Below are 12,504 nucleotides of genomic sequence, written 5' to 3'. Positions count from 1 at the left end.
CTCGGCTTCCAGCTCCTTCATCCGCGCCATCAGCGACACGTCCATGCCGCCGTACTTCGATCGCCACTTGTAGAACGTCGCCGAGCTGATGCCCAGCTCCCGGCACAGTTCGGGTACCGCAAGGCCAGCTTCCACCCGTTTGATGGCTTCGATGATCTGGCTGTCCGTGAATCGTGACTTCTTCATGCTGTAGAACTCCTCAACGAGAAAATTCTACTTCTGACCTCAACGCTTTTGCGGGAGGATTACCCTGGCGGACGGCGGCATCCGCCGAGGAACAGATGTCTTCAAGATGCTGGCCTTGGGGGCGGACGCGGTGTTAGTGGGCCGCCCCGTCCTACACGGGCTAGCCGTGGCAGGCGCCACCGGGGTCGCCCATGTGCTGAACATATTGCGCACCGAGCTGGAGGCCGCCATGGTGTTAGCGAGTTGTAGGACGGTCTCGGAGATCGACGCAACAAGGTTATTGACCAGAGGAGAGAATCATGGCAGATAGGAGCTTCTCGCTGCCCCGGGCTCGTATTGACGCCGATCCGCTCCGCTCGGCAGCGCAGGTCATGAAAGAGGCAGGCGTGGCTACGACCATGCCGCGCATGGTCGTATGGAGGGTCATTGCTCAGTCGGATCGACCCATAATAGCCATGGAGATCAAGCGTTACCTTGTTGGTAATGGGTTGGATATTGCTATGTCGTCCATATATGCGGCGCTCAAGCGACTTACAACTGCAGAACTACTCTCGACCTGCAGAGTCGCTGGAAAACACATTATTATTTAACATCCAGGAAGTTCCGTCAAAGAATAGTATGTCAAGATTCCGGCACGGAGCATTGGCTTTTCGATCCCGAACTTGAGCGTGCTGTTGAAGTTTTTTGCCAAAAGCATGGCTTCAAGATGTCCGATTACACGCTATCGGTGCAAGGACAAAGCATCAATCCTGGGAAAAAAGAGGCCGGTGGTGATCGAATGAAAAAGAGAGCGGTTCCCTGACGCTGTACTTCATTCTGCAACACCACACATGTTCTTTCTATGCTGGCCTTGTATACGCTGAGTGAGAGCGCCTATTAACCTGCACTACCTAGCAGGAACGGATTTACGCCAAAATCACACCTATCCAAATCAGCGACGCCATAGTAAGTGATAGCAGCACAGCAGCACTTCCTAAATCCTTGGCTCGTCCTATCATGGGATGGTGATCTATGGTGATCGTATCAGCGACCGCCTCCAGTGCTGAGTTCAATAGTTCGATAATCAACACAAAGAGAAGTGAACCTATCAGTAGTACGGCTTCAAAAACGTTCTCACTTATCCATAGTGCCACAGGGGTGAGCACAACCGCAAGGATTAACTCTTGCCGAAAGGCGGCCTCATGCTTGACTGCGATAATCAGTCCCTGGATTGAGTAGCGTAGAGCGCTAAGCAGACGCGAAAATCCGCCCTTGCTTTTGTAAGGTGAATACATGGGAAATGGGTGCGAAGGAGTTATTCGAATGAGAGCGATAACGCACGAACTCTGTTGGCATGAAATCCCACGCCCTCTCAATTAATGATGATTGAGCCTTCGTTACTTGGGAGATGCTTTAGTTGCAAGCTGATCGGTTTCTGTTTTGCTATAACTTGAGCGCTGCAATTGGAGAGCGGTGATATCTTCACTAAGATGTATCGCTTGTTTGAGTAAAGCGCAATAAGTGGCTTGCTCGTCATCTTTGCAACGATCGATTGCCTTTCTTTGGGGATTGCCAAATAGAAGGGCGTGCCGCATTTGATTGCGTTCCCAAGATCTGATTGCTGAATTTCCCGTGCCCTCCCTGCCGAGTAGAACTGTGCTGAGAAAGGGATCTTCGATAAATAAACCAATGGAATTGTAAAGTTACCGTCTTGTCTCGCGTAGCGTATTAGTTCCCGTTCTGTATTCCCCAGATTGGGATTAGCCCAAACGACGGCACTCAACACAAGAACGGCGACTGGAACGATTCCTGCGGTAATTAGAAACCCGCGCCTGGATAAGCCTAGTTGTCTGTATATATGATCTGCGAGAATTGCAGTCAAGACACTAAATCCGGCCAACGAAGGAAGCACGTAAGTCCAAAGTATGTTGGCAGAGAATGTAAAGAATAACGGTGTGACGACAGCGCCAGCCAGCCAGTAGTAAAACAACGATGTTGTGCTGGCGATTCGTACCGCAGAACGCAGGCGCATGCTAACAAACGCCCCAACGAATGTTGCTAGCACCATAATGCCCCAGGGAAAGGATGCTTGCAGCCAACAGAGCCATATTGTTCCGTATGCCTGTTTGTGGGCGGTTCCATATAGATCGCCCTTCCAGCCCGGATCTAGGAAGCGTCGAAAGTGCTCGCCCACGATGAAGTAATCCAGAAAGCCTGGCGTCTTGATTTCAGCTACAACGTACCAGGGCAGACTTATTGCAGCCACTAAGGCTAGACCTTTAGCCCAGGGTAGCGCTGAAACCAGAGAGCCCCTCCTTCTGTTCAGCAAGTACCAAACCGCTATCGGCGCGAAGCTGAGTACCGCAGCCAAAGGCCCTTTGGCTAGCAAGCCAACAGCCAGGCCCAAGAAGAACCCATATTGCCACCACACGGAGCCCCGCGCTGGCCCGACGCCGGCCGACTTTCCTACAGGATTGCCAGTTCCTGCTACGCGCTGCTCGGGCTCGTGGACGACCACAGCGAATGAAACCAGAGACAAGGTGGTGCCAAGTGCGAGAAATGGGTCAGTGAGTACGGCGCCCGAGCTGATGTAGACGAGCAGACACGTGCTATAGACGATTGCGGCCAAAAGCGCAACGCGTGAGCCATGTATTAACCGCAGCCCTGCCAAGAGTATGGCGTTGGATAGAATCAGGCATAACCAGGAAGGAAAACGCGCTGCAAACTCGGTGAAGCCAAATAACTTCATGGATAGCGCCTGTGCCCAGAATGAAAGGGGGGGCTTGCCCCAGAAAGGCAGCTCAGGGCTGAACCAGGGCGTTATCCAATCGTCTGATTGCGCCATGATGCGGGCAATTTCGGCATAACGAGGCTCACTCGTATCATAGAACGGCACGATGATCATTGAGACGAGTGGCAATAACACCGCAGCCAATAAAACTATCCACGTGCTCCTACTTATACGTTGCATACGACTCTTTTCCTGCAGTTGCGGTCGAGGGGGGAGTGCTCTCTCTTTCGTTGACGGTATTGCGACGGCTTACTACCTCACGAACTAGATACACTGGACGTTGCTTGGTTTCGTAATACGTTTTGCCTAGGTATTCGCCAAGAAGGCCGATGGAAAGTAATTGGGCACCGCCCAGGATTGTGATCATGGAAATAAGCGAAGGGTATCCCTGCACGGGGTCGCCCAAGACAAGCGCCTTGAACACAATCCACAGAGTGAAGAGGACACCAAAGAGCGCAGTCAAAAGGCCGGCTGCCATCGCCAGACGCAGCGGCGCCGTCGAGAAGGAGGTAATCCCCTGGAAGGCCAAGTTGAATAGACTTAGATAGTCCCATTTGGTCACACCCGCTGCGCGTGGCAGGCGATCATATTCAATCACGGTGGTGGGCAAGCCGATCCAGGCGAACAAGCCTTTCATATAACGGTTGCGTTCGTTCAATTGGCTCAATGCGTCGACGGCTTTTCGGCTGAGTAAGCGAAAGTCGCCCGTATCAGCAGGAATATCCACTTCGCTGATGGCGTTAAGCACCCGGTAGAAACGATGTGCGCTGTAGCGCTTGAGCCAGCTTTCCCCGGCTCTTGAGCGCCGACGCATGCAGACTACGTCTGCACCGCCCTTCCAGGCACGCAGCATTTCTGGAATGAGTTCCGGGGGGTCCTGCAAGTCGGCATCCATAATAATGACTGCATCCCCTGCGGCATGATCTAGACCCGCTGTAAGCGCGGCCTCTTTTCCAAAGTTTCTGCTTAGGAATACAGCTTTCACAGCGGAATCCACTTCGGCCAGCCGGTTCAACATGTTCGGGGTACCGTCACGGCTGCCATCGTCGATCAGAACCAGCTGGTAAGAAATATCCAGACTGGCGAGCACGGCACTCAAACGCTCGTGCATCATTGTGATCACTTCGTACTCGTTATAGAGAGGAATCACGATCGACAATTCGATCTTGCTCTCCCTTTGAGATTCGGGGCGCCAGCTTTCAACTAAAGCGTTCATGGAACACAACCTTCTTATAAGCAATGAAATTCATGACGGCGACCGCGGCGGTGGCGGAGAGCTGCGCCAGAACTAAGCCCATATGAGCGAAAGAGGTAAGAATGTAGAAAAGCACGGCATTGACGCACCAGCCCAGAAACACCGTGCAGATATAGGCTGGGATGGCCATACCGTGGATACCATTACCTTTGAACGTCCAGTAAAACTGGAGCCAGTAGTTGAAGATGGATCCAACGAACGCGCCGATGATGGTGGCTAAAACCGGCGTCAAGCCTCCCCAGACCAGTAGGACCATTGAAGTCCAATGGATGAAGGTGGCAAGGCCTCCTGAGGCCAAGAACAGGGTGACTTGGGCACAGAGCGATGCGGCAGCGGTCCCGGAGCTATTAGGGAATCGCTGCGAGCTGGTTTGTTTTTTTGGCGAGATGGCTCTCAATGTCGTCACTCAATTTATCCATTGTTGCAATGGAGCAAGAATACGAAGACCGACAACAAGAAATCGTCAATCAAAGATCAAGATTTCATCAAGGGACGATCGAGCTTGCCAGGAGCAAGCACGCAAGAACAGCTTGAGACGCCATGCATAAAAGAAGTGGCCGGCATAGGCCGAAATACGAGTATGGAGAGTCGCGCTAGGGAAGCGATTGCGCAGTTGGAAGCGCGGGGCGTAGATGTGGGAGCGTGTAGTAATGGTTCTTGTACGCCCACGTGGGCCAGAGCACATGACTCAGTGCTTCCTTGAACAATGAGTCCTCAACGCTCTGTGGGGTGTAAGAAGCAGGTGCAGCGTACTCGTACTGAGTGGGCGCCCGGTGTGGTTCTAGAACAAGGAGCTTGTCGCCCTTGAGATAGCCATAGTTCTCCCCATACTGCATCATCGCTCGGTTGCAGTCCGCCTTCGTGAGATCGCGCCCGATCATAGGGTGCTCGCAAAGAACCCCAATCAGAGAGAGTAGCGTCGTGGGTAAGTCGATCTGGCTAATGATGCGATCGTCTTGTCGTGGCTGAATGTCGGCTCCAAGGATAAGCGCTGGTATATGAAAATGCCTCAACGGAACAAGGTTTGCGCCGAATACGCGTGAGTCATGATCTGCCACCACGAGAAAGACGGTATCCTTCCAGTAGTCGGATGCTTTGGCTTTTTCAAAAAATTTCCCTAGCGCCCAATCAGCATAACGAACGGTATTTTCGATGGTCGCCGGGTCGTCGTTGACCTCGATCCGTCCTTGGGGATACTCCCAGGGAGAGTGATTGCTCACGGAAAACGCGAGACTGAATGTTGGCTGGCTGGGTGGATTGCTCAACAGCGCATCGAGCTTGTTGAACATGTCTTCGTCGGAGGCGCCCCATGTCCCGACGAAGGCGGGTTCGTCGAAAGTGGGCAAATCGTGCAGCTCGTCAAAGCCGTTGCCCAGGAAGAAACTCTTCATATTATCGAAGTGGGCTTCTCCTCCATAGATGAATCGAGATCGGTAATCATGCTGCTTGAGTACCTGGGCGAGCGTGAAAAAATTTCGTTGAGCCCCTGATAGACGCAAGGCGGCATCTGAAATGGTGGGCGGAAACCCTGAGACGAGGGCCTCAAGACCGCGAACCGATCGCGTACCCGTTGCGTAGGCACGCCTGAAGTTCCAGCTTTCGGTTGCCAGATCATCGATGCAGGGCGTCAACCCGCTCCCACCGAGGTTCTTCACATACTGAGCGCCTAGGCTCTCTTCGACGATCATCACCAGGTTCAACGGCTTTGTTCGCTTGCATGTGGGCTCTTGGATGTGGAGCGACGGAATATCGGCGTAGCACGGGATGATGCCCGCGCGCAGATTGACCTCCTCGCTGACTTGCTCATTGGCAAGCTTGCCGTACACGTCCGAGGCTGAACGTTCATTCTTCATGCTGTAAATAGCGTAGAGAACGCTGTAAAGCGAGTTGAGCGGCAACGTGTTGAGCATGCCGTCGCCGCAGTATGCCACGGTGGATGGGTTGATTGGCCGGTGGCCCAACGTACCGCGAATGGCCAGGAAGATAAGGGGCACAGCAATGAGCGTGTAGAAGATTCGTTGCCGCCATAGGAGCGGTGCATCGACTTGATCTTGGCCGAACAATAGGTAGCCCACCCACATCAGTAGCGCGATTGACAAAAGTGCGCCGGAAATCGCTAGCCGATATCCTTTCCACAGCATGCTGAAAACCTCTTTGGGATGTTTGAGGTATTCCACATAGAGACGGTTGGGACGGGTATCGTATTCGAAAATGAATTGCGGGGTCGATGCTTCCAGTAGGACGAGTACAAACCATGCAATGAGAAGCCAGCTCACGGTGATCGTGCCGGCAAATGGATAGTGGCCTAACCAGGGTCCAAGAATCAACGGAATTCCCGAAAGCATGGCAATCTGGGCCGCGTCTATGCGTAGGCCGCCCTTCAGCACCGGCCATAGGCCGCCGGCGGCTTGGATACGTTGCCACTGCCATGCGCAAAGCAGAAGGCGGCAAAGTGTCAGAAAGCAAAAGCTGGTAGCGATAAAAGCTAGGGTATGTCCACGCATTTAGCGTTATCGGTCATGCAGTGCTAGCCAGCAAGGGCGCGGCAACAAATACGCCGTCTTTTGCACATCACATGCTAGATAGCGACCATGTTGAGGTTATGGTAAATCTACCGAAAAGAGTACAAGGAGCGACAACAAGAATTCATCAAGAAAAAATCAAAATTTCATCAAATTGATCTTGTTGGCTGTGGAAGGCAGACTCTTGCATGAGCTATCAGGAGGTCTTTGTATGATGGTGCCAACCGAAGTTCCTAGGCTCGGAGATGACAGACGATGAAAGGCAGGCGGGGCGCCCCACAAAGTCCAATATGTGTAGGCAACTTCAGTGCATCCTTGAAGAGCGACCCGTCATACGCATGGACGGATTGGCAGCGTACTGTTCAGTTTCGGACGCCCATGGCGCCGCCCTTCGGATTTAGGAGGATTCTCGTGCCATTGTTGTCGTTCTGCGTGATATCTAGTTGCCAGCCCAGCCTTTCGGTCATCAGCGTCACGATATAGAGCCCTAATCCTGTAAGTGTCGATCCGTCGGATACAATTTTTCTCTCACCCCGAAGAATAGCTTGCTGCTCGGCGGTGAGGCCAGAACCTTGGTCCTCAATTGCTATTGCGTTTTCCGATATCGTTACACGTATGTCGCTTTGGGTATGCTGGACGGCGTTCTGTATAAGATTTCGCAGCAACATACGCACCATGATGGGATCCGTATTGATCGTCAATGGGGATTGTGCGTCGAGCGTCACACGCTCTCCTGCATGGTGACTGATCTTCAGATCCTCGATTACCTCCTGAGCAACGAGGTCTACGTCAAATACTTCTTGATTTTGATCGGCGGAAGCGCGGCGAGCAAGCTTAAGCAAGATACTAACGTTGTCCCGCATTTCGTCACACGACCTGCGTACACGCCCGAGCGTGGCCTGGTCGTTAGGCGTTAGCTGATTGCGCTGCTCCAGAATATCGATGGCACCCGACATTACGGCGATTGGCGTGCGCAATTCATGGCTGGCCAAACTCAAGAGAGACTGTTCTCTTTGTACGTAGGATTCAAGTTCATCCAGGAACCGATTAAATGTCATCGCGATAGAATGCAATTCGGCATCCGCATAGTCGGTTTCCATCCGAGGCATGTTAGCTCCAACTGGAATACGACTTATCCGCTCGGATAACAACCTCAACGGCCTAACAATGCGTCGGCTACTCAATACCGCAAGCAGCAAACTGAACGCGATAATGACCAGCGTCATAATGATCAAAGCTATTTCGAACAGCGCTTCCCGATCTTCAAAGTGCGTGATGTTCTTGGCAACATAAAGTAGACCCGTTTCAACTTTGCTCACTGTCACAAGATAGGTTTCAGCCCCAAGCTTGATCTCCGCTGAATAGTTGTCGGGCAATCCACGAAATACGGGCGGTAAGACTTTAGGGCGTGGCTTGCCCGAGGGGATGAACACCACCGCCAGGTTCGGTGTGTCCCATACCAGCACGTCCTCGCCCGTATTGTTCATGAGAATGAAGTCGCGCTCTTGAGCGAACTCCACGTCAAGCATCGTGTGTTCAAGATCTTCGTTGACGAGCAGCACGGTCATGACCATGACGACCATGCTGACCACACTGACTGCCAGTATGGCGCGATAAACCCGACGGGAAATTGACTTATGTTGCATCAGCTATCTTGGTGTGGCGTAAGAAGTCTGTAACCACGTCCATGCATGGTCTTGATCATTGGATATTGAAATGTATCTTGCAGCAACTTGCGAAGGGAGTACACATGGGTGCGCAGAGTATTCATATCGACTTCTCGCTCGCCCCACACCCGATCTTGAAGCTCAGTGTACGAAAGAAAATTGGGGTACGCCCTGATTAGCTCCTCGAAAATGCGTGCTGCTATGCCTGATAGTTCGAGCTGTTCTCCATTGTCGGTGCGTACCATAAACGTGCCGGGATTAAAGTGGATTCCCGGGATGCCGATTTCCGGGGTTCTGGAAAATCCAGCTTTGCGTCGATATAGTGCGTCTACTCTTAATTGCAATTCACGTAGATTAAATGGCTTGACAACGTAATCGTCCGCACCAACGGTAAAGCCCTCCTCCTTGTCTTGCAATTGATCTTTCGATGTCATGATAATGACTGGAGTCGAGCAATGAATGTCACTCCGAATACGGCGGCACACTTCAAATCCAGACAGCCCCGGCAGCATGACATCCAGAATAATGACATCGTATTCGTTGGTGGCGATCAGATGAATGGCCGTCAGGCCGTCGGAGGCGAAATCTAATACATATCGGCTATTATCGAAGAACTCTAGCAGGTTGGTGGCCAGACCCGCGTGATCCTCGACGATTAGCATCCGTATTGAGTGCTCTAGAGACATGTCGGTTATCTAGTATGATTTTCTGTTGAGTGTGTAGCCGTTGTTCATGCGTTTCCTTTTCTTTCTTTCGCCCCTATGGAACGTCTCATTTTACTGATAACGCCTGGCAGAAAAGACAGCAGCACGATACCTAGCAAGATCGTGTTGAGGTGATCGCTCACAATGGGAAGGGTTCCCAGTGCGTAACCCGCGCCAACAAGCGAGACGACCCAAAAGAGAGCTCCAATGATGTTGTATTTCAGGAAAATCCCATAGTCCATCTTTCCAAACGCTGCGATGAAAGGTGCTATCGTGCGAACAATGGGAACGAAGCGAGCAAGCACGATAGTCTTGCGACCATGCCGCTCAAAAAACAGATTCGTCCGTTCGACATACTCGGGCTTCAGTAAGCGCAACCGGGCTGTATCGACCGTACGTTTGCGAACCGTACTACCCACGGCGTAGTTCACGGTGTCGCCTGCGATGGCGGCCACAGCCAGAAATGGAACCAGAATAGGAAGATCCAAAGCTTGTTGCGCCGCTAATGCGCCGGCTACGAATAGTAGAGAGTCTCCCGGAAGGAACGGCATCACGACGATGCCGGTCTCGATGAAAATCACGGCAAACAACGCCAAGTAGACAAAGGTTCCATGATTCGCGGCCAATGCGCCAAGGTGTGTATCGAGATGAAGGAACCAGTCAAGTATCAAGCTCAACATAGATAATCTTATCGTTAAAGTATTGTGGTTGGAGGGCTGTTGCGTCAGAAAGCGACCCTACGGTTTTGTTCCAAGTGTCGAAGACGGAGTCTTCTTCTCGCAGCGACTATAACGACGAGGGCCTATGAAAACGCATAACTTCCTTGACCAAGTATTGAGGACGTTTAGGATGAAAACGCGCACGGCTGATGGATTTTCCTAGACCACCAACTAAAAAAAACACTACGCTCCAGAATAGAACTTGATTGGACATTGCTACTGGTTTGACCTCCGGAAGAGAACCTAGCGCTGTTGCTTTTATAATGTTGTAGCAAACATAGAGCAGACTGGTTAGCGTGCCTAACAGTCCGAGGGACATCATGACCCGCAGCATCGCATCGAGATAGTTGCTGGTGCCATCTGGGTAGAATCCTAGAAACGTCGGGAGACACCATTTGGAGTAACCCGCGGCGCGTGGCAGCCTCTCATACTCGATGACGATTTGGCTCGCGCCTACCCAGTCGAACATTGCCTGCATATACCGCTTTCGATGGACCACGAGACTCAGGGCGTCCACAGCCTTTCGACTATAAAGCATGAAGTCGACGCGGCTTTCGGGCATCCCCACATCCCCGATCGCGTCCAGTATACGGTGAAGACTACGGCTCCCCAACCGTCCGAGTGTTGAGCTAGCGATCTTATGCTGGCGACGCATGTGCACCACATCGGCGCCCTCGCGCCATGCCGTTAGCATTTCGGGGATACGTTCAGGGGGGTCTTGTAAGTCCGCATCCATGATGACGACCGCTTGGCCGCTTGCTTCGGCCAATCCGGCGGCTAGGGCCGCTTCTTTCCCAAAATGGCGAGTAAGGACAACCACGACAACGAACGGATCGTCACGTGCAATGTTCGACAGCTCATCAATGGTGTTATCGTTACTACCGTCGTCTACGAACACCAGCTCATAGCGAATCTCCAGTGGCATGATAACCGTTGTTAGTTGCCGGTATATTTGGACAATAACCTCAGATTCATTGCGCAGGGGGAGGACAATGGACAATTCCAGCTTGTCTTCGCTGGAGGATTCGGAATGATCGTTCGGGATCGTTTCCGCCAGTTCTGGCGTTTTTGTCGAGGTAAGGATTGTTTCTTTGACGCTATGTACGAGAGGTCGCTGAACGACCGTTCTAGCGTTAGGCCCATACGAAAACCTTGAATATATATTCTTTGGATTTTCTTTGGAGTGGCACAGCCTTATCGGGATCGATTGTCCGTCAAGGCGTTGGCTTATGCCGACAGTAGCTTGAGAACGGTTTAAGGGTGACATGTCTCGCCTGCGTTGTGTTCGTATACGGCAGGGTAGAACAGTTACAAACAAGAAATTATCAACTATTTATCAATTTAATATCAAAATGTTGTAGCCACTCCGCTGGATTTGTACCTGCCCACATGAATTAACTCGCTAGCGGGCGCATAACCGCGCGGTGCTGTGTGTCTGCCCGTTCACCACGGGCCTTACAAGGTTTGGAAAATATGGCGACATCTACCGGGTGGTTTTTTTGGGCACTTTTATCTGCCGTTTTTGCGGCACTAACCGCCATTTTTGCCAAGATTGGTATTCAAGACGTCGATTCGGATCTAGCCACATTGATCCGTACGGTGATAATTATCGTTGTACTGTCTTTGTTCGTGGTTTACACGGGTAAATGGGCCAATCCACTAGAGCTTTCGCCCAAGACCTGGCTATTTCTTGGATTGTCTGGCCTGGCGACAGGGGCGTCTTGGGTATGTTATTTTCGTGCCCTCAAAATAGGCGACGCCTCCAAGGTGGCGCCCGTTGATAAGCTTAGTCTAGTCCTGGTTGCCGTGTTTGCATTCACATTCTTGGGTGAGCGGCCGTCGCTACGTGAATGGTTCGGTATCGCTATGGTCGCCGGCGGTGTCCTTTTGCTTGCCTTCAAGCGCTAGCGCGTCGACGGGTAATCCCCCCATTTTTAGCGTTTGCCAGAAGTAGGAACGCTATGCGGCCATGGCGAGCCGCTGTTTCGGGGTAAATCCGCCCAGTGCCATGTTCGGGCGCTCGTGATTGTAGGACCACATCCACTGCGTGGCGACACGCTGAACGTGATCCAGATCGTCCCAATGATATTGGGACAGCCATTCGTAGCGAACGGTCCGGTTGAATCGCTCGACGTAGGCGTTCTGCTGGGGTCGGCCCGGTTGAATATATTCGAGCTTGATGCCCCATGTGCCTGCCCACTGCACAATGGCCGCACTCAGGTACTCCGGACCGTTGTCGCAACGAATCGCCGAGGGTTTTCCTCGCCAGCCAATGATCTGCTTGAGCGTGCGAATCACACGTTCTGAAGGCAGCGAGAAGTCGACCTCGATGCCCAGCGCCTCGCGGTTAAAGTCGTCGATCACGTTCAGCACTCGGATGCTACGTCCGTCGGCAAGTTGGTCGTGCATGAAGTCCATCGACCACACCTGGTTGACCTGGGACGGTACCGTCAACGACTCGGGCGCCTGCCGAACCAGCCGTTTGCGCGGTTTGATCCGCAAGTTCAATTCGAGCTCGCGGTAGATCCGGTACACACGCTTGTGGTTCCACCGGAAGCCGCGGACATTACGCAGGTACAGAAAGCACAACCCAAAGCCCCAGTTGCGGTGGTTGTCCGTCAGGCGAAGCAGCCAGTTTGCGATCTCCTCGTTCTCGGCGTCGATCTTGGCGACGTACCGAT

The 12,504-nt window shown here is 52.4% G+C and carries 13 protein-coding genes and 1 pseudogene; 3 read left to right on the top strand and 11 right to left on the bottom strand.

Features of this window, described 5'->3' with window-relative positions:
• A partial coding sequence (locus tag CSC67_RS21105; RefSeq protein WP_135227487.1) for a transposase occupies positions 1 to 186 on the bottom strand: 186 nt, incomplete at its 3' end.
• Between the two features lie 64 nt (positions 187 to 250).
• Here CSC67_RS21105 and CSC67_RS21100 point away from each other — a divergent pair.
• Both CSC67_RS21100 and CSC67_RS21095 read left to right on the top strand, forming a co-directional pair.
• Positions 251 to 496 (top strand): annotated as a pseudogene (locus CSC67_RS21100) (alpha-hydroxy-acid oxidizing protein); the annotation flags it as partial.
• Complete coding sequence (locus tag CSC67_RS21095) at positions 486 to 776, top strand: transcriptional repressor (RefSeq protein ID WP_054500161.1); 291 nt, start codon at positions 486 to 488, stop codon at positions 774 to 776. The pseudogene CSC67_RS21100 and the gene CSC67_RS21095, both read left to right, overlap by 11 nt.
• Before the next feature lie 315 nt (positions 777 to 1,091).
• On the opposite strand, the gene CSC67_RS21090 is transcribed toward CSC67_RS21095, so the two are convergent.
• The 9 genes from CSC67_RS21090 to CSC67_RS21050 form a co-directional block, all read right to left on the bottom strand.
• Positions 1,092 to 1,460, bottom strand: a complete 369-nt coding sequence (locus tag CSC67_RS21090; RefSeq protein WP_073110278.1) for a diacylglycerol kinase — start codon at positions 1,458 to 1,460, stop codon at positions 1,092 to 1,094.
• 77 nt (positions 1,461 to 1,537) lie between these two features.
• Entirely contained in the window at positions 1,538 to 3,136 is a 1,599-nt protein-coding gene (locus CSC67_RS21085; RefSeq protein WP_082388665.1) for an ArnT family glycosyltransferase, read from the bottom strand.
• The gene (locus CSC67_RS21080; protein ID WP_054447322.1) at positions 3,120 to 4,172 is read right to left on the bottom strand and encodes a glycosyltransferase family 2 protein; all 1,053 of its coding nucleotides are present in this window, start codon (positions 4,170 to 4,172) and stop codon (positions 3,120 to 3,122) included. The genes CSC67_RS21085 and CSC67_RS21080 overlap by 17 nt, the downstream gene beginning before the upstream one ends.
• Positions 4,156 to 4,617: a GtrA family protein gene (locus CSC67_RS21075; protein WP_123786095.1), complete on the bottom strand. Its 462-nt coding sequence runs from the start codon at positions 4,615 to 4,617 to the stop codon at positions 4,156 to 4,158. The genes CSC67_RS21080 and CSC67_RS21075 overlap by 17 nt, the downstream gene beginning before the upstream one ends.
• A 187-nt stretch (positions 4,618 to 4,804) precedes the next feature.
• Entirely contained in the window at positions 4,805 to 6,715 is a 1,911-nt protein-coding gene (locus tag CSC67_RS21070; protein ID WP_054447323.1) for an LTA synthase family protein, read from the bottom strand.
• Positions 6,716 to 7,095: 380 nt separating this feature from the next.
• Positions 7,096 to 8,379 carry a sensor histidine kinase gene (locus tag CSC67_RS21065; RefSeq protein WP_054447324.1) on the bottom strand — a complete coding sequence of 428 codons (1,284 nt, stop codon included), beginning with the start codon at positions 8,377 to 8,379 and terminating at the stop codon, positions 7,096 to 7,098.
• Complete coding sequence (locus tag CSC67_RS21060; protein ID WP_054500160.1) at positions 8,379 to 9,086, bottom strand: response regulator transcription factor; 708 nt, start codon at positions 9,084 to 9,086, stop codon at positions 8,379 to 8,381. The genes CSC67_RS21065 and CSC67_RS21060 overlap by 1 nt, the downstream gene beginning before the upstream one ends.
• Before the next feature lie 44 nt (positions 9,087 to 9,130).
• On the bottom strand, positions 9,131 to 9,784 hold the full coding sequence (locus CSC67_RS21055; protein ID WP_054447325.1) for a VTT domain-containing protein: 654 nt from the start codon (positions 9,782 to 9,784) through the stop codon (positions 9,131 to 9,133).
• Positions 9,785 to 9,890: 106 nt separating this feature from the next.
• Positions 9,891 to 11,090, bottom strand: a complete 1,200-nt coding sequence (locus CSC67_RS21050; protein ID WP_082853017.1) for a glycosyltransferase family 2 protein — start codon at positions 11,088 to 11,090, stop codon at positions 9,891 to 9,893.
• Positions 11,091 to 11,296: 206 nt separating this feature from the next.
• Between CSC67_RS21050 and CSC67_RS21045 the strand changes: the two genes are divergently transcribed.
• On the top strand, positions 11,297 to 11,731 hold the full coding sequence (locus CSC67_RS21045) for an EamA family transporter (protein WP_054500158.1): 435 nt from the start codon (positions 11,297 to 11,299) through the stop codon (positions 11,729 to 11,731).
• A gap of 51 nt (positions 11,732 to 11,782) precedes the next feature.
• Here CSC67_RS21045 and CSC67_RS21040 read toward each other — a convergent pair.
• Positions 11,783 to 12,504: IS3 family transposase (locus CSC67_RS21040; RefSeq protein WP_118996433.1), on the bottom strand; the 722-nt coding region annotated here is incomplete at its 5' end.

The sequence above is a fragment of the Pusillimonas caeni genome (assembly GCF_003545815.1).
GTDB lineage: Bacteria > Pseudomonadota > Gammaproteobacteria > Burkholderiales > Burkholderiaceae_B > Pusillimonas > Pusillimonas caeni.
The sequence above is the reverse complement of the archived record's forward strand: the minus strand, read 5'-3'. Positions and strand labels throughout refer to the sequence as shown.

Bases quoted from the DNA above. Each gene is read 5' to 3' on its own strand.
- CSC67_RS21055 (WP_054447325.1), bottom strand. From the start codon at position 9,784: ATGTTGAGCTTGATACTTGACTGGTTCCTTCATCTCGATACACACCTT.
- CSC67_RS21045 (WP_054500158.1), top strand. From the start codon at position 11,297: ATGGCGACATCTACCGGGTGGTTTTTTTGGGCACTTTTATCTGCCGTT.
- CSC67_RS21060 (WP_054500160.1), bottom strand. From the start codon at position 9,086: ATGTCTCTAGAGCACTCAATACGGATGCTAATCGTCGAGGATCACGCG.
- CSC67_RS21070 (WP_054447323.1), bottom strand. From the start codon at position 6,715: ATGCGTGGACATACCCTAGCTTTTATCGCTACCAGCTTTTGCTTTCTG.
- CSC67_RS21085 (WP_082388665.1), bottom strand. From the start codon at position 3,136: ATGCAACGTATAAGTAGGAGCACGTGGATAGTTTTATTGGCTGCGGTG.
- CSC67_RS21090 (WP_073110278.1), bottom strand. From the start codon at position 1,460: ATGTATTCACCTTACAAAAGCAAGGGCGGATTTTCGCGTCTGCTTAGC.
- CSC67_RS21050 (WP_082853017.1), bottom strand. From the start codon at position 11,090: ATGTCACCCTTAAACCGTTCTCAAGCTACTGTCGGCATAAGCCAACGC.
- CSC67_RS21095 (WP_054500161.1), top strand. From the start codon at position 486: ATGGCAGATAGGAGCTTCTCGCTGCCCCGGGCTCGTATTGACGCCGAT.
- CSC67_RS21080 (WP_054447322.1), bottom strand. From the start codon at position 4,172: ATGAACGCTTTAGTTGAAAGCTGGCGCCCCGAATCTCAAAGGGAGAGC.
- CSC67_RS21065 (WP_054447324.1), bottom strand. From the start codon at position 8,379: ATGCAACATAAGTCAATTTCCCGTCGGGTTTATCGCGCCATACTGGCA.